This window comes from Novosphingobium anseongense (genome assembly GCF_037482895.1).
GTDB lineage: Bacteria > Pseudomonadota > Alphaproteobacteria > Sphingomonadales > Sphingomonadaceae > Novosphingobium > Novosphingobium anseongense.
Map to the genome: position 1 here is coordinate 59,211 of NZ_JBBHJZ010000009.1, position 25,356 is coordinate 84,566.

27 protein-coding genes are annotated in these 25,356 nt (G+C 60.6%); 7 read left to right on the forward strand and 20 right to left on the reverse strand.

The window, feature by feature from the left end; genetic code table 11:
- Positions 1 to 48: 48 nt before the first annotated feature.
- The gene (locus WG901_RS23095) at positions 49 to 1,119 is read right to left on the reverse strand and encodes a hypothetical protein (RefSeq protein ID WP_339589494.1); all 1,071 of its coding nucleotides are present in this window, start codon (positions 1,117 to 1,119) and stop codon (positions 49 to 51) included.
- Positions 1,120 to 1,753: 634 nt separating this feature from the next.
- Here WG901_RS23095 and WG901_RS23100 point away from each other — a divergent pair.
- Positions 1,754 to 2,200, forward strand: a complete 447-nt coding sequence (locus tag WG901_RS23100; protein ID WP_339589495.1) for a carboxymuconolactone decarboxylase family protein — start codon at positions 1,754 to 1,756, stop codon at positions 2,198 to 2,200.
- A gap of 409 nt (positions 2,201 to 2,609) precedes the next feature.
- On the opposite strand, the gene WG901_RS23105 is transcribed toward WG901_RS23100, so the two are convergent.
- The 4 genes from WG901_RS23105 to groES all read right to left on the reverse strand — a co-directional run bounded on the left by WG901_RS23105 (position 2,610) and on the right by groES (position 5,260).
- On the reverse strand, positions 2,610 to 2,753 hold the full coding sequence (locus tag WG901_RS23105) for a hypothetical protein (protein ID WP_339589496.1): 144 nt from the start codon (positions 2,751 to 2,753) through the stop codon (positions 2,610 to 2,612).
- Between the two features lie 269 nt (positions 2,754 to 3,022).
- Positions 3,023 to 3,208: a YdcH family protein gene (locus WG901_RS23110; RefSeq protein ID WP_046764598.1), complete on the reverse strand. Its 186-nt coding sequence runs from the start codon at positions 3,206 to 3,208 to the stop codon at positions 3,023 to 3,025.
- Positions 3,209 to 3,264: 56 nt separating this feature from the next.
- Positions 3,265 to 4,890 carry a chaperonin GroEL gene (gene groL / locus WG901_RS23115; RefSeq protein ID WP_339589497.1) on the reverse strand — a complete coding sequence of 542 codons (1,626 nt, stop codon included), beginning with the start codon at positions 4,888 to 4,890 and terminating at the stop codon, positions 3,265 to 3,267.
- 55 nt (positions 4,891 to 4,945) lie between these two features.
- A complete protein-coding gene (gene groES, locus WG901_RS23120) occupies positions 4,946 to 5,260 on the reverse strand; it encodes a co-chaperone GroES (RefSeq protein ID WP_339589498.1) in 315 nt (104 codons plus the stop codon).
- 268 nt (positions 5,261 to 5,528) lie between these two features.
- On the opposite strand from groES, the gene WG901_RS23125 reads away from it, so the two are divergent.
- The 3 genes from WG901_RS23125 to WG901_RS23135 all read left to right on the forward strand — a co-directional run bounded on the left by WG901_RS23125 (position 5,529) and on the right by WG901_RS23135 (position 6,376).
- Positions 5,529 to 5,765, forward strand: a complete 237-nt coding sequence (locus WG901_RS23125; protein ID WP_339589499.1) for a hypothetical protein — start codon at positions 5,529 to 5,531, stop codon at positions 5,763 to 5,765.
- Entirely contained in the window at positions 5,762 to 6,031 is a 270-nt protein-coding gene (locus WG901_RS23130) for an usg protein (RefSeq protein ID WP_339589500.1), read from the forward strand. Before WG901_RS23125 ends, WG901_RS23130 begins: the two co-directional genes overlap by 4 nt.
- A gap of 114 nt (positions 6,032 to 6,145) precedes the next feature.
- Positions 6,146 to 6,376 (forward strand): hypothetical protein, encoded by a 231-nt coding sequence (locus tag WG901_RS23135; protein ID WP_339589501.1) that lies wholly within the window; start codon positions 6,146 to 6,148, stop codon positions 6,374 to 6,376.
- Between the two features lie 325 nt (positions 6,377 to 6,701).
- On the opposite strand, the gene WG901_RS23140 is transcribed toward WG901_RS23135, so the two are convergent.
- The 6 genes from WG901_RS23140 to WG901_RS23165 form a co-directional block, all read right to left on the reverse strand.
- Positions 6,702 to 6,917: a hypothetical protein gene (locus tag WG901_RS23140; RefSeq protein ID WP_339589502.1), complete on the reverse strand. Its 216-nt coding sequence runs from the start codon at positions 6,915 to 6,917 to the stop codon at positions 6,702 to 6,704.
- Between the two features lie 121 nt (positions 6,918 to 7,038).
- A complete protein-coding gene (locus WG901_RS23145; RefSeq protein ID WP_339589503.1) occupies positions 7,039 to 7,374 on the reverse strand; it encodes a hypothetical protein in 336 nt (111 codons plus the stop codon).
- A gap of 27 nt (positions 7,375 to 7,401) precedes the next feature.
- Complete coding sequence (locus WG901_RS23150; RefSeq protein ID WP_339589504.1) at positions 7,402 to 7,743, reverse strand: hypothetical protein; 342 nt, start codon at positions 7,741 to 7,743, stop codon at positions 7,402 to 7,404.
- 885 nt (positions 7,744 to 8,628) lie between these two features.
- Entirely contained in the window at positions 8,629 to 9,183 is a 555-nt protein-coding gene (locus WG901_RS23155) for a fasciclin domain-containing protein (protein ID WP_339589505.1), read from the reverse strand.
- Between the two features lie 286 nt (positions 9,184 to 9,469).
- Complete coding sequence (locus WG901_RS23160; protein ID WP_339589506.1) at positions 9,470 to 11,800, reverse strand: putative bifunctional diguanylate cyclase/phosphodiesterase; 2,331 nt, start codon at positions 11,798 to 11,800, stop codon at positions 9,470 to 9,472.
- On the reverse strand, positions 11,797 to 12,417 hold the full coding sequence (locus WG901_RS23165) for a cupredoxin domain-containing protein (protein ID WP_339589507.1): 621 nt from the start codon (positions 12,415 to 12,417) through the stop codon (positions 11,797 to 11,799). The genes WG901_RS23160 and WG901_RS23165 overlap by 4 nt, the downstream gene beginning before the upstream one ends.
- Between WG901_RS23165 and WG901_RS23170 the strand changes: the two genes are divergently transcribed.
- Complete coding sequence (locus WG901_RS23170; protein ID WP_339589508.1) at positions 12,416 to 13,393, forward strand: DUF3034 family protein; 978 nt, start codon at positions 12,416 to 12,418, stop codon at positions 13,391 to 13,393. The genes WG901_RS23165 and WG901_RS23170 overlap by 2 nt on opposite strands.
- Positions 13,394 to 13,403: 10 nt before the next feature.
- On the forward strand, positions 13,404 to 13,943 hold the full coding sequence (locus WG901_RS23175) for a group I truncated hemoglobin (RefSeq protein ID WP_339589509.1): 540 nt from the start codon (positions 13,404 to 13,406) through the stop codon (positions 13,941 to 13,943).
- Positions 13,944 to 14,102: 159 nt separating this feature from the next.
- Here WG901_RS23175 and WG901_RS23180 read toward each other — a convergent pair whose 3' ends face one another.
- The 3 genes from WG901_RS23180 to WG901_RS23190 form a co-directional block, all read right to left on the reverse strand.
- Positions 14,103 to 14,441, reverse strand: a complete 339-nt coding sequence (locus tag WG901_RS23180; protein ID WP_339589510.1) for a response regulator — start codon at positions 14,439 to 14,441, stop codon at positions 14,103 to 14,105.
- A gap of 176 nt (positions 14,442 to 14,617) precedes the next feature.
- The gene (locus WG901_RS23185; protein WP_339589511.1) at positions 14,618 to 15,790 is read right to left on the reverse strand and encodes a sensor histidine kinase; all 1,173 of its coding nucleotides are present in this window, start codon (positions 15,788 to 15,790) and stop codon (positions 14,618 to 14,620) included.
- Positions 15,791 to 16,028: 238 nt separating this feature from the next.
- Complete coding sequence (locus tag WG901_RS23190) at positions 16,029 to 16,421, reverse strand: winged helix-turn-helix transcriptional regulator (protein WP_339589512.1); 393 nt, start codon at positions 16,419 to 16,421, stop codon at positions 16,029 to 16,031.
- A gap of 88 nt (positions 16,422 to 16,509) precedes the next feature.
- On the opposite strand from WG901_RS23190, the gene WG901_RS23195 reads away from it, so the two are divergent.
- Entirely contained in the window at positions 16,510 to 17,244 is a 735-nt protein-coding gene (locus WG901_RS23195; protein WP_339589513.1) for an SDR family NAD(P)-dependent oxidoreductase, read from the forward strand.
- A 162-nt stretch (positions 17,245 to 17,406) separates the two neighbouring features.
- Here WG901_RS23195 and WG901_RS23200 read toward each other — a convergent pair whose 3' ends face one another.
- The 6 genes from WG901_RS23200 to WG901_RS23225 all read right to left on the reverse strand — a co-directional run bounded on the left by WG901_RS23200 (position 17,407) and on the right by WG901_RS23225 (position 25,293).
- Positions 17,407 to 18,159, reverse strand: coding sequence for an SDR family oxidoreductase (locus tag WG901_RS23200; protein WP_339589514.1), 753 nt, complete (start codon positions 18,157 to 18,159; stop codon positions 17,407 to 17,409).
- A gap of 10 nt (positions 18,160 to 18,169) precedes the next feature.
- Complete coding sequence (locus WG901_RS23205; RefSeq protein WP_339589515.1) at positions 18,170 to 19,102, reverse strand: LysR family transcriptional regulator; 933 nt, start codon at positions 19,100 to 19,102, stop codon at positions 18,170 to 18,172.
- Between the two features lies 1 nt (position 19,103).
- Entirely contained in the window at positions 19,104 to 20,582 is a 1,479-nt protein-coding gene (locus tag WG901_RS23210; protein ID WP_339589516.1) for an acyl-CoA reductase, read from the reverse strand.
- Positions 20,582 to 21,970 carry a hypothetical protein gene (locus WG901_RS23215; protein WP_339589517.1) on the reverse strand — a complete coding sequence of 463 codons (1,389 nt, stop codon included), beginning with the start codon at positions 21,968 to 21,970 and terminating at the stop codon, positions 20,582 to 20,584. Before WG901_RS23215 ends, WG901_RS23210 begins: the two co-directional genes overlap by 1 nt.
- Before the next feature lie 100 nt (positions 21,971 to 22,070).
- Positions 22,071 to 22,793: an alpha/beta fold hydrolase gene (locus WG901_RS23220; RefSeq protein ID WP_339589518.1), complete on the reverse strand. Its 723-nt coding sequence runs from the start codon at positions 22,791 to 22,793 to the stop codon at positions 22,071 to 22,073.
- 28 nt (positions 22,794 to 22,821) lie between these two features.
- Positions 22,822 to 25,293: a TonB-dependent receptor gene (locus WG901_RS23225; protein WP_339589519.1), complete on the reverse strand. Its 2,472-nt coding sequence runs from the start codon at positions 25,291 to 25,293 to the stop codon at positions 22,822 to 22,824.
- Positions 25,294 to 25,356: the final 63 nt, after the last annotated feature.

The following is a 25,356-nucleotide window of genomic DNA, read 5'->3' on the forward strand; positions in this document are numbered from 1 at the left end:
CGGCGGCTTGGTCGGCGGAAGGCGTCCAGCGGCCCCCACGAGATGGAGTCAAAACGGTGGACGTTCGTGCACAAGCGCCGGAACTCCTTCACCTGGCGTTCCGGCGACCGTCCTGGAGTAGAGAGATGCAGCAATTGTGCTGCGTCCTAAGGTCTCCGTAGCTACGTGCAACGTCAAGATGGACGCCAAGCCAACCCACCATGCCGGATGAACGCGACCATACCTCCGCTTGTCTCGGACTATGCCCGCGAGCGGAAATGCTATCATACCGACAAAAACCACGGTCAGCATTGAGTACATGAATAAGGGCGCCGGTAGCAACCGGCCCATTGCGGGGCCCATGATCGCTGCCATACCGCAAATAATAAGGCGCGGGTGCCATTCGCGATCACGCCGTCTGATCACGCCACCAATCAATAATGTCGCGAAGAGGAGAACACTCAGAGGGTTCATCACGAGGAATTGAGCGGGCAGAAAGAAAAATGGCACTCCCCCCTTTTGTACCGTCCAGACCGTCGTGCAGGTGCCAACGATGACCATCGCGACCGCCCAACCTACGGCAGTCCAGCCCAGTTTCCGGTGCATTGAGAGGGACCCGGCTGCCCCGAGGATTGCTTGGGAGACGAACAGCAAGACCCAGCCCATAAAGAGAACTGCGTGGATGTGCACGTAAGGAGCGGCGTTAAATGTCGATATACCTGCCGCCGCGAAGAACGAAAAAGCGGCAACATTCAGCATCGCCATGATCACAGCGGTCACCGCGAAAAATTTCGTGTCCGCCGCGAGCATCGGACGCCTTGAAATTGTTAAAGTCACCGTCCCATCTCCCGACGTCCGATCGCTCGGCCCACTTTCAAAGCAGCCAGTCGAAGCGCTATGAGAAGCACTCGACTTGGCATAATTATCGGTGTTTGCCAAAAATGCCAAAGCGGCCGCATTCCACCTTGGATACAGCCGATCGTCCCTTCGCCATGCATCGATTAAACGCTGAAGATCGGCGTCTTTCTGGGAAACGAAATGGATCTTGGAACGGCCGCTTTTTGTCGAAGACCCTCGTCCTTCGGTTGATTTAGCGCCTCCCGTCGCACGCCGCCCAAGAACATCGTTGCAGGATGACATGAGAGGCGCTCGAGGAGGTCGCACAGCGCAATGCATGCCCCCCTTCGCACGGTGTTCACGGCTTTCAGCTAATTAATCCATTTCCGATCGATAGGTCGATTTGTGTGCGAAACTGAACTGATAAATCTATCGACCGCGGCCTAACGGCTACACATTGTTTCGTGAAATGGGGTGACAGGGGTGCGTCATTTGAGCGCGAAAGCGCGCGGTTTTCCGTTCGTTGGTGTCCGGCATGTGGAGGGCGAGCTAATCTACACCGCTTCGGTGCTGCTGCGCCGACAGGCAGTGTCTATTGAGGAATTTGGTAGTCACACATCCCTCGCGGCGGCCTGGAGAGAATTGGACCATTCGTCGGGCCGCTGTTCCCTTAGCCTCTCCGACGCCCTGCAATCATGATGAAGGCCGCGATCTCACAATTGGTGCTTCCCCTAAAAGCGAGGATCGCCAATGCGTCATTGTTCGTCGGCTGCGAACTCACCGGCCTGCTCTGCCGCTCATAAATGAGCGGCCGCGCTTTCTCGGATATGTCGGCAGAACTGCCCGCTTTTTTATGAAGCGAAGCGATGTCACATATGATCGCGCCATCTCGTCTTGACCTGGAAGCACCGATGACCGGTGGTTGGAAAGGACGATCATGAGCCGTTTGAACTGGACCGAATTCGCCCCTGATGGTGCCAAGGCATTGTTCGGTGTCCACCATTATGTCACCTCGGAAACTAATCTTCCCGAGGAGCTCGTGCACCTGGTGTTCCTGAGAGTGTCGCAGATCAATGGCTGCGCTCACTGCATCGACATGCACACGCGAGATCTCTTGAAGACCATGGCGATCGACAAGGTGGCCCTCGTGCCGGTGTGGGCCGAAGTCCCGCATCTGTTTTCCGACCAGTACCGGGCTGCATTGGCTTGGGCTGAGGAAGTGACCAATGTCAGCACCACCCATGCCTCCGATGAAGCTTACGCCGCCGCCGCCGCGGCTTTCATGCCGAAGGACCTTGTTGATCTAACGATTACGATCGCGGCGATGAACGCTTTCAACAGGCTTGGCGCGCCGTTTCGCCTCCCGGTGGCTGCAAAAGCCTGAGGTGTTGGATGGGAGCGCATTGACCGCTCCCATCCACCGTTGCTGGTTGCATCAAGCCGCCTGAATGAATGACCGGTTTAAAATCCCCCCACCGTCAGCTATGTCGGCGAAGGCGGCAGGTCTCGACCATGAGCCGGTCGCTCAGCGCCGCCCTCGCGAACGTCCGTTCGCGGCGGAACCTGCCGTTCGGACTAATCAAAGGGACGATCGCAGAGCCTGCATCCTGATAATACTCGGGCTAGCCGCTGACCCCGAGAACCGCCATTATGGGCTGTCTGGCTGTCATGCATGCCGGTGTGAGGAGGAGGTACGAGGCAGTCATTCTGCGGCAGTGTGTGTCAACTCATGATGGCTGGGCCGGGGCAGCGGGCGTGACCAGGATGACGGCGGAGCGACTGAAGACTCCGTGTCATAACCGTTCGATTTTGACTACCAACGAGCCAGCGGTTCGGATGATTTCGCCCGTCTCGTCGATACGAAAGGTGCCGTCAGGGAGGCACGTCACCGCCAGACCAGCCTCCAAAATGAAATCGATTTCCTCGCCCTTCTCCATCTGGACGATGATGTGCCTCCGGCCATTCTCGCTAACCGCAGGCTGCCGTCTTGTTACGCGCCAGTGCATGGCCGAGTTACTTAGCTTTCCCTGCTGCGGAAAGAGAAAGGAGCTCCGGCGGCTGCCTCGGAGCTCCCCTGTCCATCCTCGCGAGCTTTCCGAACGGCGCGAACGATCATGCAACGGAATTGGGCGCCAACCAGTTTCGGCAAAGTTCATTGCCGAGAAGCGGCAGGCAAGTTTGCAGATCGTCCACACCGAACTTCCGCTCAAGCGGCTTCGCGCTCGGCCTCGTGCCCTGAGCAGGCCGCCATCTGGTCCTTGACCGCGAGCTTCAGCTTCTTGAGCCGGCCGATCAGGAAATGGCGCGGAAGGGGACGCTTCTCCTCCTCGCGAATTTCGGCTTCGAGACGCGCATGTTCGCGCTCGAGGTAGCGCAGATAATGGTCATTCATCGTCGAGTTCCTCATGTTCGATGATGGGACCCGGCTGCAGCCGGGTCCTTGGTGTGTCAGTACTCCATCTCCGGTATCGCGGCCTTTGCGCCCTTGTCATCCTTGGGCGCTTCGGCGACGAGCGCCTCGGTGGTAATCAGGAGCGAGGCTACCGAAGCGGCGTCCTGGAGCGCGGTGCGGACCACCTTGGCGGGATCGATCACCCCCGAGCCGACCAGATCTTCATATTGGCCGGTGGCGGCGTTGAAGCCCCAATTGTAGTCCTCGCTCTCCAGGAGCTTGCCGACGATGAAGGCACCATCCTCACCGGCGTTGTCAGCGATTTGCCGTGCCGGCGCGCGAAGTGCGCGGCGGACAATATCGATGCCAGACTGCTGGTCGTCATTCGCCGCCTTGAGGTTGCCAAGGGCCTTGAGCGCGCGCAGCAGGGGAATACCGCCTCCCGGCAGAATGCCTTCCTCGACTGCGGCGCGGGTGGCGTGGAGTGCGTCATCGACGCGATCCTTCTTCTCCTTCACCTCGACCTCGGTCGCGCCGCCGACGCGGATCACCGCGACACCGCCCGCGAGCTTGGCCACGCGTTCCTGCAACTTCTCGCGGTCGTAGTCGCTCGTCGTGGTCTCGATCTGTGCGCGAATCTGCGCGACGCGGGCATCGATGTCCGAGCGGGCTCCGGCACCATCGACGACGGTCGTGTTGTCCTTATCGATGATGACCTTCTTGGCGCGACCGAGCATGCCAAGCGTCACGCTTTCGAGCTTCGTACCGAGCTCCTCGCTGACGACATTGCCGGCCGTGAGGACGGCGATGTCCTCGAGCATCGCCTTGCGGCGATCGCCGAACCCTGGCGCCTTGACCGCGGCGACCTTGAGCCCCCCCCGTAGCCTGTTGACGACGAGCGTCGCCAGAGCCTCGCCTTCGACATCCTCGGCGATGATGAGCAGCGGACGGCCCGACTGCACCACCTGCTCGAGCAGCGGGATGAGCGCCTGGAGGTTCGAAAGCTTCTTTTCGTGGATGAGAATATAGGGGTCCTCGAGCTCGACCTTGAGCTTCTCGGCATCGGTCACGAAGTAGGGTGAGAGATAGCCGCGGTCGAACTGCATGCCCTCGACAGTCTCAAGTTCTGTGGCGAGGCTCTTCGCCTCCTCGACCGTGATCACGCCCTCGTTGCCGACCTTTTCCATCGCCTGGGCGAGAATGCGGCCGACTTCCTCGTCGCCATTGGCAGAGATCGTCGCGACCTGAGCGATCTCACTGTTGGCGCTGACCTTCCGGGCATGGGCCTCAAGATCCTCGACCACCGCTTTGACGGCGATGTCGATGCCCCGCTTCAAGTCCATTGGGTTCATGCCAGCAGAGACTGCTTTCGAGCCTTCACGCACGATGGCCTGGGCAAGGACCGTCGCGGTGGTCGTACCGTCGCCGGCCTTGTCGTTCTGCTTCGATGCAACTTCGCGCAGCATCTGCGCACCCATGTTCTCGAACTTGTCCTTGAGTTCGATTTCCTTGGCGACGGTGACGCCGTCCTTGGTGATGCGCGGCGCGCCGAACGACTTCTCGATGACCACGTTCCGGCCCTTGGGCCCAAGGGTCACCTTCACTGCGTTGGCCAGCGTATCCACGCCGCGCAGCATGCGATCACGCGCGTCTGACGCAAACTTCACTTCCTTGGCAGCCATTGCCTTGTCTCCTTTCTTCAAATTCCTTCCTGAGTGTTAGTGGGACAGGTCAGCCTCAAGCCGCCTGCTTGAGCTCTGCCTTGGGCTCGATCACGCCGAGGATGTCGCTCTCCTTCATGATGAGCAGATCCTCGCCGTCGATCTTGACCTCGGTTCCCGACCACTTGCCGAAGAGGACGCGGTCGCCGGTCTTTACCGTCGTCTCGTCGAGCCGCCCGCTATCGTCGCGGGTGCCCGGGCCGACGGCGACGACTTCGCCTTCCTGCGGCTTTTCCTTGGCGGTGTCGGGGATGATGATGCCGCCCGAGGTCTTTTCCTCGGCCTCAAGGCGGCGGACGACCACACGGTCGTGCAAGGGGCGGAAATGCATGCATAACCTCCAGATGCAAAACAAGATGTGATGATCTCCCCGCCATCTCAGCGAGGAGCGCCGCAGAAATATGAAAACCGATTTTGGTGATCAAGAGGGTAAGTGAAAAAAATTGGCACTCGATCTGAGCGAGTGGCAATTCCCCCCTTATCAGTGGGTTAGGATGAAGAAATCCTCTTGACGCGACTCAAAGTCGAACCAAAATCTGGACCCGCACGGGCAAAGTCCCGCGCACGAAAGGAGCGACACTAGGAAAGGAGGCACGGCCATGTCGCAGCCATTTTCCCGTTTTCTTCATCCCTTCGATGTTGCGCGTCATCCCAGTCTGGAGCCGGAAGTGAAGCGCGCCATTCTTGCATCCTGGGCGTCCGATCGATCCGCAGTCCGTGACCAGCCCGCAATGCGGAAGCCGCCCGGCGCCAAGCGGGCGGTGCCGGTCGATGACATCCTTGCCGCCATGCATGCGCTCGACAGGCCCGCGGAAGGTCTCAGCGCGTCGCCATGAGCCAGCGGGACTTCATCGTGCAGCTAGAGGGCCGTCGGCTGACTACGGCAGAGATTCACTATTATCGTCCCGATGCGCCCTCGCTGTTACAGCTGTTCGTTTGGCAGGAGTACGATCTAGCGCCTGATTTCCCGGTGCTGTTTGAGTTTCTCCAGCATTGGCAGCGCGAGATCGAGGCCGCGCTTCACTCCGTGTGCATTTCGCATGAGGGGATGATCCGCCCCACCGGATGGCTCGCGGTCGATGGCGTGATCGATTTCCGGTGACCCGCCATCTGCTCGAGCGGTGGCTTGAGCGGAAGCAGGAATGTGCCGGTCCGCCTGCCGTTTGGCGAAGTCAATTTACCCGGCGCTTCAGTTCGAGAAAGGAGATTCAAGGCTATGGAATGGAAGTTGGTGCGCGAGGACAACGGCAGCACCGCGGTGAAGAACGGCGAGGTCGAGAGCGAATTTGCGGCGCTGACCTGGGCGCGGCATTGGCTCCAGAATAATGCCGATCACGACCGCTATCGGCTTCAGCCCGAGGCAGACGATAGGTCGATGTTAATGATCCGCACCGTTACCGGACAATGGTATGGAATGGTTACTCCCGCCGAATCAGGCGCCACTTAGCTGGCTGCGCGTTGCGGCCACGTCATATCGGTTGGTCTGGGAACGATGGACTGCTGGTGCTTCAAAGCTAGCACCTTCAGGAGAGACAGATGCACGATGATCCACCGATCGCCCGCGATGAGAGCGCTGCTGACTGTTTGAGCGCCGCGAACGTCTGCTGCATCGGAAACCGGCCATTCACAGCCAGGAGGACGAGTAGCAGCTTCGTCACAAAGGCAATCGGATTTCTCTACTCCTCGAACCTATGAATGAAGGACGGCTTTCAGGTAAACCATCTGAACCGCCGAATGTCTCCTATGTCGGCGCTATCGGTCGTAAACCATCCCTAATAGCCAAGAAACGAAAGGCTATACAAAATCGGACAGCCAACAGCCATGACGGTGCAAATCGAGGTGAACAGCCAGAATCTGATTGGGCGGGTTGCGCGGGGAAACTCGAAGCCACCGTCGATGCCGATGCATTGATCTTTGTATGCCCACCACAGGGTGAGAACGAGCACGCCCTCACCTACAACGAACCATATCCAATCCTGTGTCGTCATGCACCAATTGATACCGAAATCGCTAACCTTTGCTAGGTTCCTTCCAAGGATCGGGAGCATCGGGCGGGGCATCTGCTTCTGGGGGCGTAAGGCTGAGAAGCGAACTCCTCTTTTGTCGGCGTTACCGCAATTCACGCTGTCGGCGGATCAGATCGTCGAGCGCCTGGCTCCACGTGGCCGCCGATCTTTCTGCATTCAATTTACAATATCCGCGATGCTCGATCGCAACACCAAATGCGTTCTTTGCCTCATACACGATCGACATGGACGGCGGGTCACCGAACAGTTCGCCAGTTTTTATCCGGCGATAGGTCGAAGGCGCAATGAGCTCGGCGCGGATCGCGTCATCACAGACGCGCGCGGCTCTCTGCTGAGGCGAGAGCCACCAAACTCCGCCACCACCCAACGCGAGGACCAATACGAACAGCCCCCAATTTCGCGCGTCTTGCTTTTCCATTCACCCCTAACCCGTCTCGGCAATACTTCAGAATTTTCGCGACATGGGCAAGTCATCACCATCATACTCGAAGAGCAATCTGCTCGCTCTCCCGCTATCGTCCATGCCAGGAACGACCGTGATGACTTTGCTCTGAAAAGCAGCGGCAAGAACCTCGGTTTCCGTCATGCCCAAATGCGCCATCAAATGTATTACGCTTCGCCTTCCCTCATCGTCGCGACGCATTTTTTCATTTAGCAGGTAGGCTTCCAATGACTTGCGTCGCCGCCACTGCCCGCAGATGAAGCGGCCATAGGCGACTGTAGCGATGGCCGCGGTCAGTATCGTCGCCCAATTGGCCGCAACCGTCAGGCCGTCCATATAGTTCATGTTCCGCCCCTTTTCCGCTCACGTGCGAGCACAGCGCTCACAAAATGCCAATAGCGGCCTCTTCAGTGATCAACCGTCGCTTCTTAAAGCGACCATTCATCCCGTGTTGGGCAAGCACCGCAGGCGGATTGCCGTGTGAGGGACCGAGAGATAATGCGATCGATATACGTTATCGTCTACTGCTCGGCCATCAGCGCGCCGGTCGCGTCGCAGCCACCTCCAAGCCCAACTTGGGAACAGGTCAAGAAGACTGCCGAGGCATGCTCGACCATTGCGCATCGCGTCAGCGTCACCCCAGCTTTTCCCGGATCTCCGAATTGGGGCTACTATCTCGATGGCAAGGCGACACTTAATCAGCGGCAATGCTTCTATCGCAGATTAAAGATCAGGGAGGTTGAACAGCTTCTCCGCGACGGCACCTCATCAAAGAACTAGGGCGAGTTCGCAGGCCGTTCGCGCTCTCGGCTTTCTAAATGAGCGGCAGCTTCCAGGTAGCGCCTGTGCCCAGCCGAGCGACCGCTATGTCGGCGATACAAGCGCAATCGGGCTCTGCACGAAGGTGCAATCCAATATTCCAGGCAGGAAGATATCGTCTACGAACTGACCACGCCGGGTCAGCAGCCCGGGGGTCTTCCTTACGCGGGATCCGCTGACCGATATAGCGCGAAGCACCGATATTTGGACCGTTCATGCCGCGCCTCTCGCGCCAGCTGCAACTGTTTCATGCCCATTCGACGATCGGAAAGACTGAGCCAGTGTCTGAAGGGAGATGGTCAGATACGGTCCGCGCACCATCTGTGGACGAACGCCCTGGGGAAGCATTGGTCTAGAAGGATGCCTATGGCCACGAGCATATGTTGCACTCGCGGCCACAAGTTCAATGCATCAGGGCATAAGGACCGTGTCGATGACGTGGATCACACCGTTCGATTGCATGACATTGGCCGTCGTGATCATGGCATGGCCTCCCTTCGCGTCAGTAATTCTCCAGCCCGATCCCGACCGCGCGAACGACAGCGTTCCGCCCTGCACCGTGGTGTAGGTGGCAGTACCGCTATGGGCCCTGGCATCGGTCGTGATCTGCTGGGCGGTGATGCGGCCAGGGACAACGTGATAGGTCAGAATCCCCGTCAGCGTCGCCTTGTTCTCAGGCTTGACCAGAGTATCGACAGTGCCCGCAGGCAGCTTGGCGAAGGCCGCGTTGGTGGGAGCGAAGACCGTGAACGGGCCGGCCGCTGACAAGGTCTCGACAAGGCCCGCTGCCTTGACCGCCGCGACGAGAGTCGTGTGGTCTCGCGAATTCATCGCGTTTTCGACGATCGTCTTCGTCGGATACATGGCCGCTCCGCCCACCATCGGATTCTTGGCGATGGCCGGGTTGCCCGCAATCGCTGCCGAAGCGATCAAGAGCGCGAAAGCGGTTTTGCGAAATGAAGGCATAGATAATCTCCTGAGCACCCAGCCCAGCGGAACTACGCATGGCGAAGCGGTTAGGATGCGTCGTGCCGCAATTAAACTTCGGCTCGTCGCGATCAGCAACCCCTGAGAATTTCGAAAGAATTGAGATCGAGGCGATTTGGCAGCGTCGGGACCGTTGGCTGACTCCAACGCAAACCCCTGCTCACGCGCCGACTGCAACGATCGCCTTGACCGGCAAGTCTGCAGAGAAGACTGACGCAAGCCCGCAGAGCAAGGCACGGTCAGTTGCGACGATGGTACGGGAAGCTTAACCGGCGAGGCTGGTATGTGCCCGCGCCACTCCGAAATTGCTGGCGATCAGCTTGAGCACTTCGCTCGACGCTACGGGCCGGCTCATCAGATAGCCCTGAATCTGCCGGCATCCTTCGCTTCTGAGAATCTCGGCCTGCTGCGCATCCTCCACCCCTTCCGCGATGGTCTCAATCCCGAGCGCATCGGCAAGCGTGGTGATGGCACGGATGATGGCGTTGGCGTTGGCCTGCTGCCCCAGGTCACGCACGAAGCTTTGGTCGATCTTCAGCTTGTCGAACGGGAAGGACCGCAGGTAGCTAAGCGACGAGTATCCCGTGCCGAAGTCATCAAGCGAAATCCGAACGCCCAGCGAGCGCAAGCCGTGCAGCGTGCCCAGGGTCCGCTGCACATTGGCGATGAAGATGCTTTCGGTGATCTCGAGTTCGAGGCGCTCGGGGGGCAGACCGCTGCTTGCGAGCGCCTGGACGATCATGCTCGACAGGACCGGACTGGAGAACTGCTTGGGCGAAATGTTGACCGCTACGGAAATGCCATCCGGCCAGGACACGGCCTGACGGCAGGCCTCGCGGATCACCCATTCGCCGATCGGGATGATGAGCCCGGTCTCTTCGGCAACCGGTATGAATTCGACCGGACTGATCATTCCCCGCTCGGGGTGATGCCAGCGGATCAGCGCCTCGAAGCCTTTGAGCCGCTCTTCGCGCAAGCTGTAGAGCGGTTGGAAATACAGCTCGAAGGCACCGTCACGCACTGCACGGCGCAAATCGAGGTCCAACTGCCGACGTCGACGGGCCTCCTCGTCGAGTGATGCTTCGAAGAAGTGGTAGTTGCCCTTGCCGTCATTCTTCGCCCGATAGAGCGCGAGGTCGGCGTTCTTGAGCAGGGTGACACTGTCTTTGCCATCGGCCGGTGCGACCGAGATGCCGAAGCTCGCCGAGGCCGATATCACGTGACTGGTAAGTTGCAGATCTTCGTCGAAGCAGGCGTTGAGCAGGCGCGCGAGCGAGGCGACGTCGTCGTCTTTGCCCAAGGCTGGGAACAGGATGCCGAATTCGTCGCCGCCGAACCGCGCCACGGTCGCATTGGGAAATTCGCCCCGCAATCGGCTGGAAATGCCCTTGAGAAACTCGTCGCCGATCGGATGCCCGAGCGTGTCGTTGATCGACTTGAAATCGTCGAGGTCGATGAAGGCCACCAAGGCCCGTGTCTCGCTGGACAGACGTTCCAAAGCGTGATCGAGCTGCTCGATGAACAGGCGGCGGTTTGGCAGGTTGGTCAGGCCGTCATGCAGCGCGATGTGAGTGATCTTGCGTTCACGGTCCTCTATCGCTTCAACCATGGCATTGAAACTTCCGGCGAGCTGTCCGACTTCGTCGATGCTGTCGACCTCGACCTTGGCCACCTCGCCCGCGGCGAACCGGCGCGTGGCATCGGCCAGCGCGCGTAACGGACGGGTGATGCCCGTCGCCAGCCGCGTGCCGATCCAGGCGGCCAGCACGATGCCTGCCAGCGCAATGGCAGCCAGGATGTGCTTGAGCGACTGGTAGTCGGCAAGCGCCTTGGTCAGCGAATGGCGCAGCATCAGGCGTGGTTTTAGACCCTCCTGAAGGCTCGGCACGGTCGAGAGCCGGTAGAGCACTTCCTCGCCCCGGCCGGCCCGCGAGGACACCTTGCCCAGCGGCAAGGTAGCGAGCGCGCCCGTGACCTCGTCGGACGTAAGGACCTGCGCGGTGATCGGAATCGCCGCAAGTCTCGCCATCTGGCGCATTTCGCTGCCATCGAGCGGTTGCACCAGCAGCAGCCAGCCAGCGAGATCGGGAGTGTTGATCGGCGCGGCGACAGCGAGAGAAAGTTTTCCGCCAAGGTCGATCATGCCGCTTTTGCGGCCGCTGTCGAGCGCCGGCCAGAGCAGCGTCCCATCGATCGCGGGCGTGCCCGCGCTCGAGATGATCTGGGCATTCAGGTCGACGATAAGCGCCGCGCCTGCACCAGACCTGTCACGCAAGCTGGTCAGCGAAGAGGCGACCGTCGTCGTGTCGCCCGTGGCGAAAGCCTGGCGAAAACCGAAATCGTTCGCCAGCACCACCGCCGCTCCGCGCATCTGATGGTCGCGCTGCTCGATCAGCTCGTCGAAGATGCGGGCGTTCGACGCCATGTTGCGTTCGGCGATGCGGCGTCCATGACCGTTGATGCCGAAATCGGCGACTACCAGCGAGGCGGAGAGAGTCAGTCCAAGCAGCGCTATGAAGACGACTGCGATGCGCGTTCGCAGCGAAGTGAAGGACAGGCGCGACAACCGTTGCACCGAAGACAGCAGAATTTTCATCGCAAAATGACCGCAGCGCGAACCGGCTGCCCCGATGCCGGCGCGCTGAGCATCTCGCTCTGCTCATTGTTGGGCGCTCGCAGCTGCGGATGCCAGATTGTAACGCGATAGCTCCCGCCTCCCAGGCCCTCGACCCGGGCGATGCCGTTCTGGTCGGTCTTGGCGGCGAACGGGGTATTCACGACCCTCACGTAGCCGCGCATCTGATCGTGGATATTGCAGCCTAGCGCGACCGTGCCGCTGACATCGAAGCGCTGGGTGCGCGACTGGTCGCGCCCGTAGAGATCAAACTTGAAGCGGGCTGCGCGAGAGAAGCTGTAGATGCTGTGCCGGACGGTATCGAGGTTGGGAAATGCAACGACGCTACCGCGCGGCACGATCAGTGTACCGGGCGTGAAGGCCAGGTTTCGCTGCGCCATGGCGTTGCGCCACGGAAAACTGAAGGCGCCGGTGCTGGTTGCGGGGCGCTCGATCTCGACCACGGCGTCGCGTATCGGCATGCCGCGTTGATCGACGACTTGCACACTGACATGCTTCTCGCCGGCCGCGAGCGCGCCCGTCGCCGCCACGATCGCTCCCAAGCTCGCCAGTATCGAAATCAAAGCCCGGTTGCGCATGGCCTCGTGCCTAGCGCGCGACGCGTTAACAACGGGTCAAGCCCGTTCCAGCGCGATTAACCTTATTCTCATGCCTCCCAAATATTCAGCACGAATGCTTGGACGACCTATCACCCTGGCCGCCTTGCTGGCCCTTGGCATCTCTTCCGTGCCGGGCGCTGCCCACGCGCAAGATCTGTTCGAAGGCGGCAAGCTCCTGCTTACCAATGGAATCTCGACTGTCGAAGGCTCGGGAGGTGGCGGCCTTGCGACTTGGGCGACGATCAGCGGCCTGGAAACCGGCTCGGGGATCGGCATTACCGGCCATGTCACGGTCGTCGAGCTGCCCGACTATGGCCTCGAAAGCCACGGCATCGCCGTCGGCATCGGCGATCGCCTTGAATTCAGCTATGCCCGTCAGAATTTCGATACCCGAATGGTCGGCGCGGCGCTTGGCCTCGGCAAGGGCTATACCCTCAACCAGGACATCTACGGCGCCAAACTGCGCCTGCTGGGCGACGCTGTGTATGGCAAGTCCCTGCTCCCGCAACTAAGCATTGGCGTTCAGCACAAACGCAATCTCGACGGCCCCGTCGCGCGCGCTGTCGGCGCGCGGCATGACCGCGGCACCGATTTCACGCTCAGCGCCACCAAGCTGTTCCTGCGCTACAGCCTGCTGGTCAACACCACGTTTCGGCTGACCAAAGCCAACCAGCTGGGTCTTCTCGGATATGGCAGTGATCGCAATGACAAATATTCGGCGCAGTTCGAGGGATCGATCGCTTATCAGCTCTCCCGGCGCTTGGTTGTCGGTGGCGAATACCGCACCAAGCCCGACAATCTAGCGATCGCGCACGAAAATGACGCGAAGGACGTTTTCGTGGCCTACGCGCTGACCCGAAACGTCACCTTGACGGGCGCCTATGCCGATCTTGGCTCGATCGCGACCTTCGGCGGTCAGCGCGGTGCTTATCTGTCAGCCCAGCTCGCATTTTGAGGACGATCCGATGGCTTTCTCCTTCCTCTTGCTGCTCGCCGCCCAAGCCACGCCGCCTCCTTCCGAGCCGCCGATCGATTGGGACAAGGAATTCGGCGTCGAACAGAAGGTCCGCGATCCAGCAACCGGCGAGACACCGGTGGCCCCATACACGCAATCGAACGCAAATGCCGGTGCACGGCCGTTCAGCGGAAAGACCATGGCGAGGACATTCGGCGGGCAGGACGGAATCCGCAGCATAACGGCACGACTGGTTGAGCTCAGCGAGAACGATCACCGCACTACCGCCATTTTCAAGGCGCACGACATGGTGCGACTGCGCCGGACGCTCTACGAGCAATTCTGCTACATCCTCAACGCGGGTTGCGACTACAGTGGGCGGGACATGGCGTCGACGCACAAGGATCTCGGCCTCAAGATGGTGGATCTCAACGCGCTCGTGGAGAACCTGCAACGCGCCATGCGCGAGGCTCACGTGCCTTTCGCTGCGCAGAACCGGCTATTGGCGAAGCTCGCGCCGATGGATCGCGACACACTCAAGCCTCGGTGACCGCAAAACGCCAAAGGTGGCCGCTTGGATTCCTCGCTTTAGCCTGATGAATGAAGGGGAGCTTCCAGAAAACGGGATCGTTCCGCTCGAACGATCGCTATCGTTGGCGAAAGGAATGACGAAAATCGGGACGTCTTGCGAAAAGATCGGTGATCTCGGCTATCTGGCCATACGCTCCAGGAGACCGATCACTTCCGCTGGGCGATATGGCTTCGGCACGAACTGAGCGCGCGACGGCAGCACGACCTTGTCCCTGGTAACATTTCCCGACGTGATGATGATTTCTATTGGCGGCCATAGATCGCGAACGCGGGCCGCAAGCCTCATTCCATCCAGGCTCCCGGGCATCTGAATGTCCGTGAACACGACGCGAATGTCGGAACGCGCCTCCAGTATCAGGATCGCATCGTCAGCGTTGACCGCCTCGATCGCGACGAAGCCAGCGTCCTCGACCATTTCCACGGCCAGCATCCGGATGAGGGGCTCGTCTTCGACCACCAGAACAACACTTTTACTCGAACTTACGGCCCGACCCATGAGAGCTCATCCAAATACGACGGCTCTTCGATTTCTCGATCCCATCAATGCCTAGGTTCTATCGAACGGCGTGATCGCCTTACAGTTCCGACAATCCCTTTCAATTCAACGCAAAACAGCGAACCGGACGACTTTCCTCAACGCGGCATCTTGAACGTGAACCGCGTTTCCATGGGCGTCGATGATACCTCCAACACGCCCTCGTGGGCTTTGGCGATCACCGAAGCGATGTAGAGGCCCAATCCCAATCCTTCCGAATTCGAGTCGTTCTGGCCGCCTCGTTGGAAGGGCTGAAACAGCTTCTCGCGTACATCATCGGAAATCTCATTGCCGCTATTTGCGATGTAGATTTCAAGGTCACTGCCGCTCGTTCTGCTGCCAATGCGGACAGGTTCACCGCTGTCGCCATGTGTGACGGCGTTCGCGACGAGATTCGACACCAACTGCCCCATGCGCTGTGGATCACACGCGACGGAAACCTGGGCCTCTTCCTCGATCAGGAGCGAACGATCGGGATGGTTGGAGGCCAGTTCGTCGACCACTTGTCGAACGAGCGCTGCAATGTCGGTTTTGGCGAATTTCAAAGGCACGCCTTCACCGAGGCGACCACGAGAGAAATCCAGGATGTCGTCGACCAGGCGCGCCATTCGATCGACGCTTGCCTGCATGCGATCGAGAACGAGGTCGGTTCGCTCTTCGTCAGGCCTGCGCCTGAGCATGCTGATGCCCGCTTGAACCGATGCCAGCGGATTGCGAATATCGTGCCCTAGAACCGCAATGAACTGTTCTCGCTGCAAACCTGTCTCAGCTTCGGCATTGAGGCTAGCTTCGGTAAGATCCAGCAGCCCCGTCATATTGAGATGAAAACCGATCAGGTCGGCGAACATGCGAAAGAGGTTCGCGATCTCCGGGCGATCGAGGTCGCGCGGCTCGGGATCGATCGCGCACAGAGTGCCCCACATGCTACCGTTCGACAGGATGATCGGATAGGAAGCGTAGCTGCGAAACCCGTACATCTTGGGCGTGTGATGGTCGCAGTATACCGGATCGGCCAGGGTATCGGGAATGACGACGGCCTGCCGAGACTGGCGGATTTCGTTGCAGATCGTGGTGTCGAGTTGCAGGTCCCCGCCAGGAAGAAGGCCAAAATCGATCTCGTCACGGACGGCATATGCCACCCACTCGCTTTCGGTCACCCTGGCGACCGCTGCAAATCCCATTCGGGTGACGGCGCATACCGTCTCGAGAATGGCTGGCACGGCTTCAATTCGCCCAACGATCTCAACGGCTTTTGTGTGGTCAGGCTTCATATCGCCTTGTTAGCGCGGGATGCGGTCGGTTGGAATGGGCGAACCGCGGCGGCTTCTCCCCAACCGCTGGCGCCCGCTACAGGCGCCATCGCAGAACTCATGCGGCAGGTCGGCTTCGCATTTTCGACCCAAGCGCGAGATCACGAACGTGCGACGTCTATTGAGGTGCAAAAAAGAGCACCCCGAGCGGCGGCGATGTCGGCGGGCTCCGACGCCACGCAATGTGCTCGACCCATCACTAACTCGGGCGTGGTCCCGGTGCGCCAGCGGACCAAGATTCCCGTTCCGCAAAGATACGCGCGACCTCGGCCATGTTGTCGCTTCCCCAGTTGCAAAGCGGCGTGAGGGCCTCCGCCAGACTGTGGCCCAGTGGCGTCAACGTGTAGTCCACGCGCGGTGGAACTTCTTGATAGTCGTGGCGCGTGACGATGCCGTCGCTATCCAATTCTTTCAGTTGCTGGATCAGCATCTTGTCGCTCACGCCGCGAACCGCCCGCTTGAGCTCGCCATAGCGGTTCGGCCCCTGGATCAGGAAGTAGATGATCAGCGGCTTCCACTTGCCTGCGATGACGCGAAGCGTGGCGTCCAGGCCGCAGGAGAAACCGGGGTTGCAAGAGGGCGTGCTCGACAAAAATCCTACTTACCAAAAGGTGCATACTTGTCGATAGGTAGGTGCGCCGCCAGCTACGTGCCAGTTCAAATCTCGAAAGGCATGAGCCATGAAAAGACTGGAAGGCAAAACCGCAATCGTCACCGGCGGCGGCACGGGCATCGGCTTCGGAACAGCGAAGCGGTTCATTGACGAGGGCGCGTTCGTTTACATTTTCGGACGTCGGCAAGGTCCGCTGGACGAAGCGCTAGCGGTTCTGGGACCTAACGCCCGCGCCGTGCAGGGATCGGTCACCGAGCAGGCTGACCTCGACCGGTTGTTCGCGACAGTGAAAGCAGAACGCGGCAGCCTCGACATTCTGGTCGCAAACGCCGGGTTCGGCGAACTGGTCCCGCTCGGGCATATTACCCGGGACCAATACGACGCTGCCTTCGACATCAACGTCAAGGGAGTACTATTCACCGTCCAGACTGGCCTCCCGCTCATGGGACCAGGTGGATCGATCATCCTGACCGGCTCGACCACGGGCGTGATGGGAACGCCCGCTTTCAGCGTCTATAGTGCGACCAAAGCGGCCGTGCGCAACTTCGCGCGGAGCTGGGCACAGGATTTGCGCGGCACCGGGATTCGCGTGAACGTACTCTCGCCGGGGCCGACTCTTACCGAACTCGCGGCCGAAGCGGTCGGCCGCGATGCAATGATCGAGATGGGCTCCGGCACCCCAATAGGTCATGTCGGCGACCCATCGGAAATCGGCGCAGTAGCCGCATTTCTCGCATCGCCAGATAGCAGCTTCATGACTGGCAGCGAAGTTTTCGCTGATGGCGGGCTCGCGCAAATATAGGCGCAACTGGAATCTCGGGACTGGCCGGCGTGTGCGCCGACCAGTCCCAGCCGTAGATTTTCAAGCGCAAGGAATGATGAATGGGTGGCGGCTATCGGAGCGAACGAGAGGTTAGATCAATGGCGCTTCTGTCGGCGACATCGGCCTTATCAATGACAAGCCCTAGGTGTTCGCAGCGCCATTCGCCAGAATGTGAGCGCCTGAAACCCAGCTCGCTTCGGCAGACGCCAAGAAAGCCACCACCGCTGCAATTTCGCCGGCCCGCCCGACCCGATCGAAAGGCGACGCACTTTTGAAGAACTCGAAAGCACCTTCGGGTGCGGAATCCATCATGCCTGGGCTTGTCGCACCAGGTATAACGGTGTTCACGGTCACACCCCGCTTGCCAAGCTCGCGTGACCAGCTTTCGGTGAAGCTTTTCACCGCGGCTTTGGTGGCGGAATACACCCCGGCACCCGCCATCGGATATTCTGCAAGCGAGGAGGAGAGGTTGATAATACGACCGCCGTCGCCGAGCCGCGTCGCCGCTTCCGAAGCCACGAACAAGGGACCACACAGGTTCACACCGAGCATCCACTCGAGCTGCCATTCGTCGAGTTCGGCTAACCCGCCACCGCCGCTCACACCAGCTGAATTCACGACGATGTCGAGCCGACTATGCATGTGGTCGATGGCCTCGAACATCTTGATGACGTCGCTACGTATCGAGACGTCGGCCTGTTGGACGGCTGCTGTCCCACCAAAGGCTTCGATCTGTGCAACGGTGTCGAGGGCGCCCGCTTCGCTGCCGCTGTAGTGCACAACGATGCTCGCGCCGCGACGCGCAAGTTCCAGGGCTATCTCCTGGCCGATGCCGCGACCGGCGCCTGTGACCAAAGCCACGCGGCCATCGAGTTGTCCTGAGGGATACGTCATGGTTGTCCAATCACTGTTCGGCTCGCGCTGGCCAAAGCCCCTTTGCGATCAGGCCGGTGAGGACTTTCGCGGTCAGATCTTCACAGCGGACCGAGGCGTGGGTGACGACCTGCGTGGCGTTGCGCATCAGCGAGAGGGAGCGTCGCATCGTTCCATCACCGATTCGTCCGATGCTCACGCGCTCGGCTTCTAGATCGTCCGCCACCACGCCGAGCGGTGCGATCGAATAGCCGTGGCCTCGAGCGATAAGCTCGCCAAGATGGCGCATGGCATCGAGCTCCAGGGCGACGGTCACAGCGCCTCCCAGCCTATCGGCCTCGCGTGCGATCACCTGCCGCAAGCCGTGCTGTGGCCCGGGCAGGATCATGGGCAGGTCGGCCAGCTTCGCTGGCTCGACCGGCAAAGGTTCGGTCAAGGTACCAAATTCGCCCGCCGGCCCGATCAGGAAAAGCTCTTCACTGGCAAGCCGGCGGGCTGAGAGATGACGAACGGGTCCCATATCGTGCAGTATGCCGAGATCGACCTTGCCGAGATCGAGCCAGCCTCGGATCTGTCCAGTAAAGGCCTCGACCAGCCGAAAAGATACCTGGGGCGCATGGGCGAGAAACGCTTCGACCAGGGCAACACCTGCGACCCGGCTGATCGAATAGGGGACCGCGAGGACGACCTCGCCGCTGACGTCGGTCGTCAGGTCACGGACGTCCTCGATCGCCTGTTCGGTCGCGGTCATGATCTGACGCGCGTGTTCCTGGAATACGCGCCCGGCTTCGGTCAGGACGACCCCCTTGGGTGTGCGGCAGAACAGGCTGAAGCCCACCTCGTCCTCCAGCCGCAAAAGCTGCTGGCTGAGCGAGGGCTGGGCTATGCCCAGCGATTCCGCCGCACGGCTGATCGACCGCGTCTCCGCAATCTTCAGAAAACTCCGAAGATGGCGTGTGTCCATGTTACTCGGCTGCCACGCTCAAGTGCGCCGCATGATGCGCCGGGCGCATGTCGACGACCCAGCGCATGGAGCGCCGCATCGGTTCGATGCCGTCATGCGGCGAGCCCGGGGGCATATGATGTGAGTTGGCATAGACAGTCATCGGATCGCCACCTGCGAGCGACACGAGCCTCTGGACGCCCGCCAGTGCAAAGGCGTCGAGCAAACCCGCGCGACGCTCTTCAGGGTAAAGGCCGACCGTTTGCGTCGTATCGTCGCACCATTTGATGACGTCGCTCAAATCATCGACCGGCACAAAATTGACCACCCGATTGTTGAGCTTGTCGAAGAATTCGACCCGATCGTTGAACTTCGAGACGATGAAACCACCCGTCAGCGTATCGCCCTCGACGTGGTAGAAATCATCCTCGAGCGCCACGGCTTCCATCTCGGCTTCGAGCTCGCGATTGCGCGTCAGGAACGGCACCGATAGCAGCGGCGGGATCGTACCATAGGCTGCGACCATCTTGCGGCCGAGTTCGACGACCTGGGCGATGCTGTCGTCATCCGTGCCGCTCTCGACATAGACGATACGGGTGTTGGCGCAGGCCGTCTGGTTGTAGAAACCGGCCAGCGTGGCGAGGCCTATCGCGCATTCGTCTATCGCGGCCTCGCTTGCGAAGGTCTCGCGGCCGACCATCGACATTGAGTATTTCGGGTTGAGCGCCGTCAGGTCGATCCCGGGTGTCAGGAATTTCTGGATATGCTTGACCGAGCTCATGCCGCCCCAGGCGGTAATCTTGTCGATCCGGCTGGTCCGCACGATCTGCGAATCCATGTAATCGTCGCCGCCCTTCCAATAGGCCACGGCAATATGCCTGGTCATCGGATGGTCCGGGGCGAGCCCGATCAGAGTGCGCGCGATGGCATTGGCGGTCAGCGGATCGTTCGACGGTGACTTGATCAGGATGTCGGACTTGGTGAGACCCGCGCGCGCCAGGGTCATGGCCGCGACGACGGGCACGTTGCCGGCGGTGATGTGCAGCTGACGCGTGCCGACCGCGCGGATGCTGACGCTGTCATAGTCGCCGCCGCTCGATACCCAGCCATCGATATAGGCCAGGCCGATGGTCTTCTCGACAAGCTGAGTCATGAGCGTCGGGTCGAACATCCGCGGCAGTGCGTCGTAGACCCCGCGCAGGATCGGCTCGGCGAGCCCGCCGGCCTTGAGCGCAAGGGCAAAGCTCTCCTGCATCAAGGGATTGTCGTCGAGCGACAGACGCTGACCGAGTTCGGCCAGGAGGTCGATGATGTCCTTCATCGGCGTATCGTGCAGGTCGCGCAGTCGCGACGTATCGCCGAGAACCAGATCGTGGACGTGCTTGTGTGGATCGGCCTGGCGGAAGGCGGCGCCGCCGCGGCCCTTGAATTCGACCGCATCTTCGCCGGGCATGATCACCCGACCGCGGGCGATGATCGGGATGTCGAGGATCTGATCCATCACGCTTCTCCCGCCACGAATTCCATGAATTCGTTATAGGCCTGCTGTGATCCGGCGCAGGTTATCTTGTCCTCTCCGCCCTCGTTTTCGCCGAAGCGACGGATGGACTTGGCCACACGCGGCGAATCCCAGCCGCAATCGCATTTGCCGTCGTAATGGACTGTGACCTCGTCGCCCGAGGTGAAACCGCCCCAATAGGACTGCGGGATCAGGTCGACGAGCACCAGGCGGCCCTTTTGCGCACCCTCGCGCGGAAGCGCTTCGCCTTCGGCTCCCATCAGCAGCGGGACCGAATAGGGCGGTAGATGGAAGAAGCCAGCCCGGCACAGGGGCGCGTTGCCGATGCATTCCGAGAAACCGTACTGGTTGCCCATGAAATCGACGCCAAAGAATTGCATGATCTGCTCTTCCCAGTCGTCCGGTGCGTCCTTGTAGCCCTTCATGCCGCCGCCGCCGGAGATGATCGATCCGGGAGCGAACTCGCATTTTACCCCGCGTTCGAGCCCCGCGCGAGCGACGCGGAACATGTCCGCGAAAGTACCGCCGATCTTTACCCGCTGGCCCTTGTATTCCTGGATCAGACTGGCGAACCAGGCATCAAGATCGCTGTCCTTGGCGCGACCCTGGGCGAGCATCTGTTGGCGTTGTTCGAGCAAGGCCGGGTCCAGGCCTAGAGCGGCAACGTCGCCCTTGTCCTCGGCAGCCTGCATCCGACCCGAAAGCGCCATGAGATCGGCCGGGATATGGGTATCATAGAGCGTGTGATAGTGCTCTTCGCCGCCGGCCATCTCGACGTTGAACAGGCTCATCATCTTGAGCATGGTCTGATATCCGCCCCGATAACCGGGGAAGAACGTCGGCAGCTTGGTCGTCCAGGCATCGACGCCGCTGGCGGCGTAGTTGACGTTGAAAAAATGGAACTTCCACGGTCCGAACTCGTCGCGCGATCGCGGCACAAACGAGAGCTTGCCAGTGGTCCCGCTCGAATAGGTCACCAGCATGCCGTAGGCTTCGAGCCGGCCAAGCCATTCCTCGATGGTCCTGAGGCCGGTCAGATCGACCTTCGAAAGGTCGTGCGCGGTCAGCTTGTCGAGCCATCCCGTCAGCTTCGCGAAATCGCGGTTCTCGATGATCTGGATCGGATAGTTCTTGAGGACACGATGATCGAAGCTGACCGGGAGGAGATCCTCGATCTTGTCGATCGTACCGACGCCCTGGCGGTCGGCAAGCTTCTTGAGCGCAGGGATGCGGTCGCGCAGGCGGTGGAACTGGATCTTCGCCGCTTCGAGCTGAAGCTTCTCGCGCTCCTCGCGCGGGATCGCCATCAGCTCTTCCCAGCTGCGGCAGGCCCAGGCGGCAGGGTTGTCCGGCAGAAGCGAAATGCCCATCGCAATATCCTCTCTTATCGTGGTCTTGCGATCCTTACTCCACGCCTCACCGGGGCAGAATGCGGTAATACATGCTCGTAGCGATAGGTAAAACCTATCGCTACGCGGTGACGCCCAACTTGAGCAGTAGATCCGCCACGCGCTCCGGCTCGGTGACCATCATGTCGTGGCCTGTATCGATCTCCCACACGCGATCGGCGTCTAGGCTCCGCGCGAGACTGTCGCCGCTTCGTCGCCGCAGGGTGGAAGGCGCGTTGATGTTGGTGCGCGGCAGCGCTCGGATTGCCGCCGCATTGCCGAGACGCAAGGGTTCGACGAAGCATCGCCAGGGATGCGGCGTCAGCTTGCCTTGCAGCCATGAGACGTCTTCTGGCTCGGTTACCCCGTAGATCGCGAAGGACGGCGCGTCTGGCCAAAGGACCAGCTCGACACCGTCTTCCGATCGCATCTCGTTCGCAGCGAGCTCTCGCAGCGCCGGTGACCAATCGACCAGGGCCTCGCCGTCATTGGGAATGGCGGCATCGAGGTAGACCAATTCCGCGATTCGATCGGACAGCTGATCCGCCACCCCGGTAATCACCATTCCGCCATAGCTGTGACCGACCAAGATGATTTCGGTCAGGTCCTCGAACGCGATCAGGTTCACGACATCGGCGATATGGGTGGACAGTGTCGTCTCGCTCGACAGGAGGTGCCGTCGTTCGCCCAGGCCCGTCAGGGTCGGCGTGTGAACCTCATGGCCGGCCGCCCTTAGAAGCCGCGCGACCTTGACCCAACACCAGCCACCATGCGCGCCGCCATGAACCAAGACAAATCGAGCCACTGATCTCTCCCGCCGAGACGTTAGGCCATCAGCTGCCGAAGCGATACCGCACGCGCACGCCATACATCCTAGGCTCTCCCAGGAATTTCGATACGAAGCCTGAGCTCGACTGCTCGTTGACCTGCGTGAAATAGCGCTCGTTCGTGACGTTGGTCGCGAAGACCGAAACATCGATGGGACTGCCTGCGACACCGTTCCAGTTGAGGTTGAGGTTGAGCAGGTCGGTCGGCGGCAGCAGACCTTGGGTTCCCGAATAGGTCGCGCGCAGGGCAGAGGTGTAGCTGTAGGTCGCGCCGATGGTCAGGCTTCCGAAGCTTTCTGGGAGAGGAAGCGTATACATGCCGGTGACCGAGAGCTTGTGCTTCGGCGCAAAGGTCAGTGGTTGGCCAACGGCATTCGTCGGTATCGGCGTATCGAACAGACTTCCGGGGATCAGGGTTGACGGCAGGGGAACCGGCGCGAACTCAAGAAGCTTGGTATCGAGATAAGCATAGCTGCCGTTGAGGCTCAATCCTGCGAATGGCGTCAGCGTCGCCTCGACCTCGATACCCTGGATGCGGGATTTGCCTGCGTTCACGATGGCCGTGTTGGGAGCGATCAGACCGCGGCTGTTGGTGAAGCCTGTTTGCACCTGCTGATCGCGGAAATCGTTGTAGAAGCCGGCGACGTTGAAGCTGCCCGGCACCGCGCCGCGCCAGCTCGTTTTTGCACCCACCTCGTAGGTATCGACACGTTCGGCGTCGTAGGTGTTGTAGCCCTCGGCCGAGAACGGGTTGGTGCCGCCTTGGCGATAGCCTCGACTGTACTTGGCGTAGAGCAGAACGTCACCAACCGGATGGAAGTCCAGGCCGATAAGCCATGTCGGTGCCTTCGTGCTCTTCTCGAACGCCTCTTCACAGACCCGCGGATCTGTGAAAGCTCGGTTTCTCAGCAAGCTGTTGGTGCACTGGCCCACTGCCACGTTGGGCACCGCGAAGGTGTAGATGGCTTTTTGGTTTGTGCTTCGCATCCGATCCCAGGTGTAACGGATGCCGCCGGTAACCTGCAGCTGCGGGGTGAGCTTGTAGGAAGCCTGCCCGTAAACGCCGATGTTGCGGTAGGCTGTGCGGCCGACCTGATAGCCCAGTGACCCGCCCGTCCCGGGTCGGCCTCGCAGTGCGCCGACGACGTCCGTGCAATCGTAGCTGCCGCCTACACAGGACAGAGTGGAGGGATTGAGGTTGCCCTGCAATCCGAGAGGATCGCTGAGTTCCAGATAGGCACCTGCTTGCCAGATCAGGGCGTCGTCGGCCGAGCGGCCTTGAAACTGGAGCTCCTCGCTAAAGGTCGACTGGTCGCTCGTGTTGAGCCCTGGCACATGCTGAATGTTGACGAACGTGGCGCTGAGTCCGGCGTTGGCTCCGGTCGAAAGGCCATTGAACGTTGCAGGAATCACCCATCTCGTCCCGAAAGCCTCGTTCCGAGTGCGGTTGGTCAACTGCGCATAGCTGGCGATGTTCTTGATCGTAAGCGTGTCGCCGGCCTGCCAGGTTGTGGTGTTGATGACCTGCCATTGCTCCATGAACAGTTTGGCATTGGCTAGGCCGTTATCGACCGAGAAGTAGTCCTGGCCCGATGCCCGCGCGATCTGGTCGCAGGACAGCACGCCGGTAATGTTCTGCGCGCCGCGAACCACCGGGAAGCAAGACGTGAGCTTGGGCAGCGGCCCGTTGGTGTCCGAACGCATGTAGCTGGCGATGAAATAGGTCTCGAGATCGGGCGTCAGGTCCACGCTCAGACTTGCGCGCGCGGCGACGTAGTCGATGTTGTTGAATTCGTCGGGTCCGATGCCCGAGATGTTCCGCAGATAGCCTTCGCGGACCTGCCTATCGACGCCGGCGCGCAGGCGCGCTGTCTCGCCCAGGGGAATGTTGATGACACCCTGCACACGACGCAGGTCGTGGTTGCCAGCCGAGCCCTCGACATAGCCTTCGAGGTTGGCGGTCGGCTTCTGGGGGACGAGCAAAAGGGCGCCGCCGGTAGTGTTGCGGCCGAAGAGGGTTCCCTGCGGGCCCTTGAGCACCTGGACGTTCTGCAGATCGAAGAAGCTGCCTGGACCGGCGCCATCGCCCGTGGTGGTGGCGCCGCCACCCCGCGGCGCGACGACGTCGGCAAAATAAACTGCAACCGAAGCGGTGGTGCGCTGTTCCTGAGTGAATCCGCGGATAGCGAACGACGTGTTCTCGACGCCGTAACGCGAATTGGCCTGGAGCGACGGCGTGTAGATCGCCAGATCGACGCCCGATGTCACATTGCGGTTGGTCAACTGCTGCTGGTTGAACACGGTTATCGAGATCGGCACGTCCTGCAGCCGCTCCTCGACGCGTCGGGCGGTAACGATGATGGCGCCAGCATCCGTCTCACCGGCAGCGCCATCTTGTGCGAGGACGGCTTGGGGCGACATCGCCATAGCGAGCCCGAACGTCGAGCAGCCAAGAGCCAGACGGGTCAGTGTGTGCATCGTGATCCTCCCTCAAGCATCGGGGGAGAGGCATCGCAGATGGTGCGCCTCTCTCTCCCAACC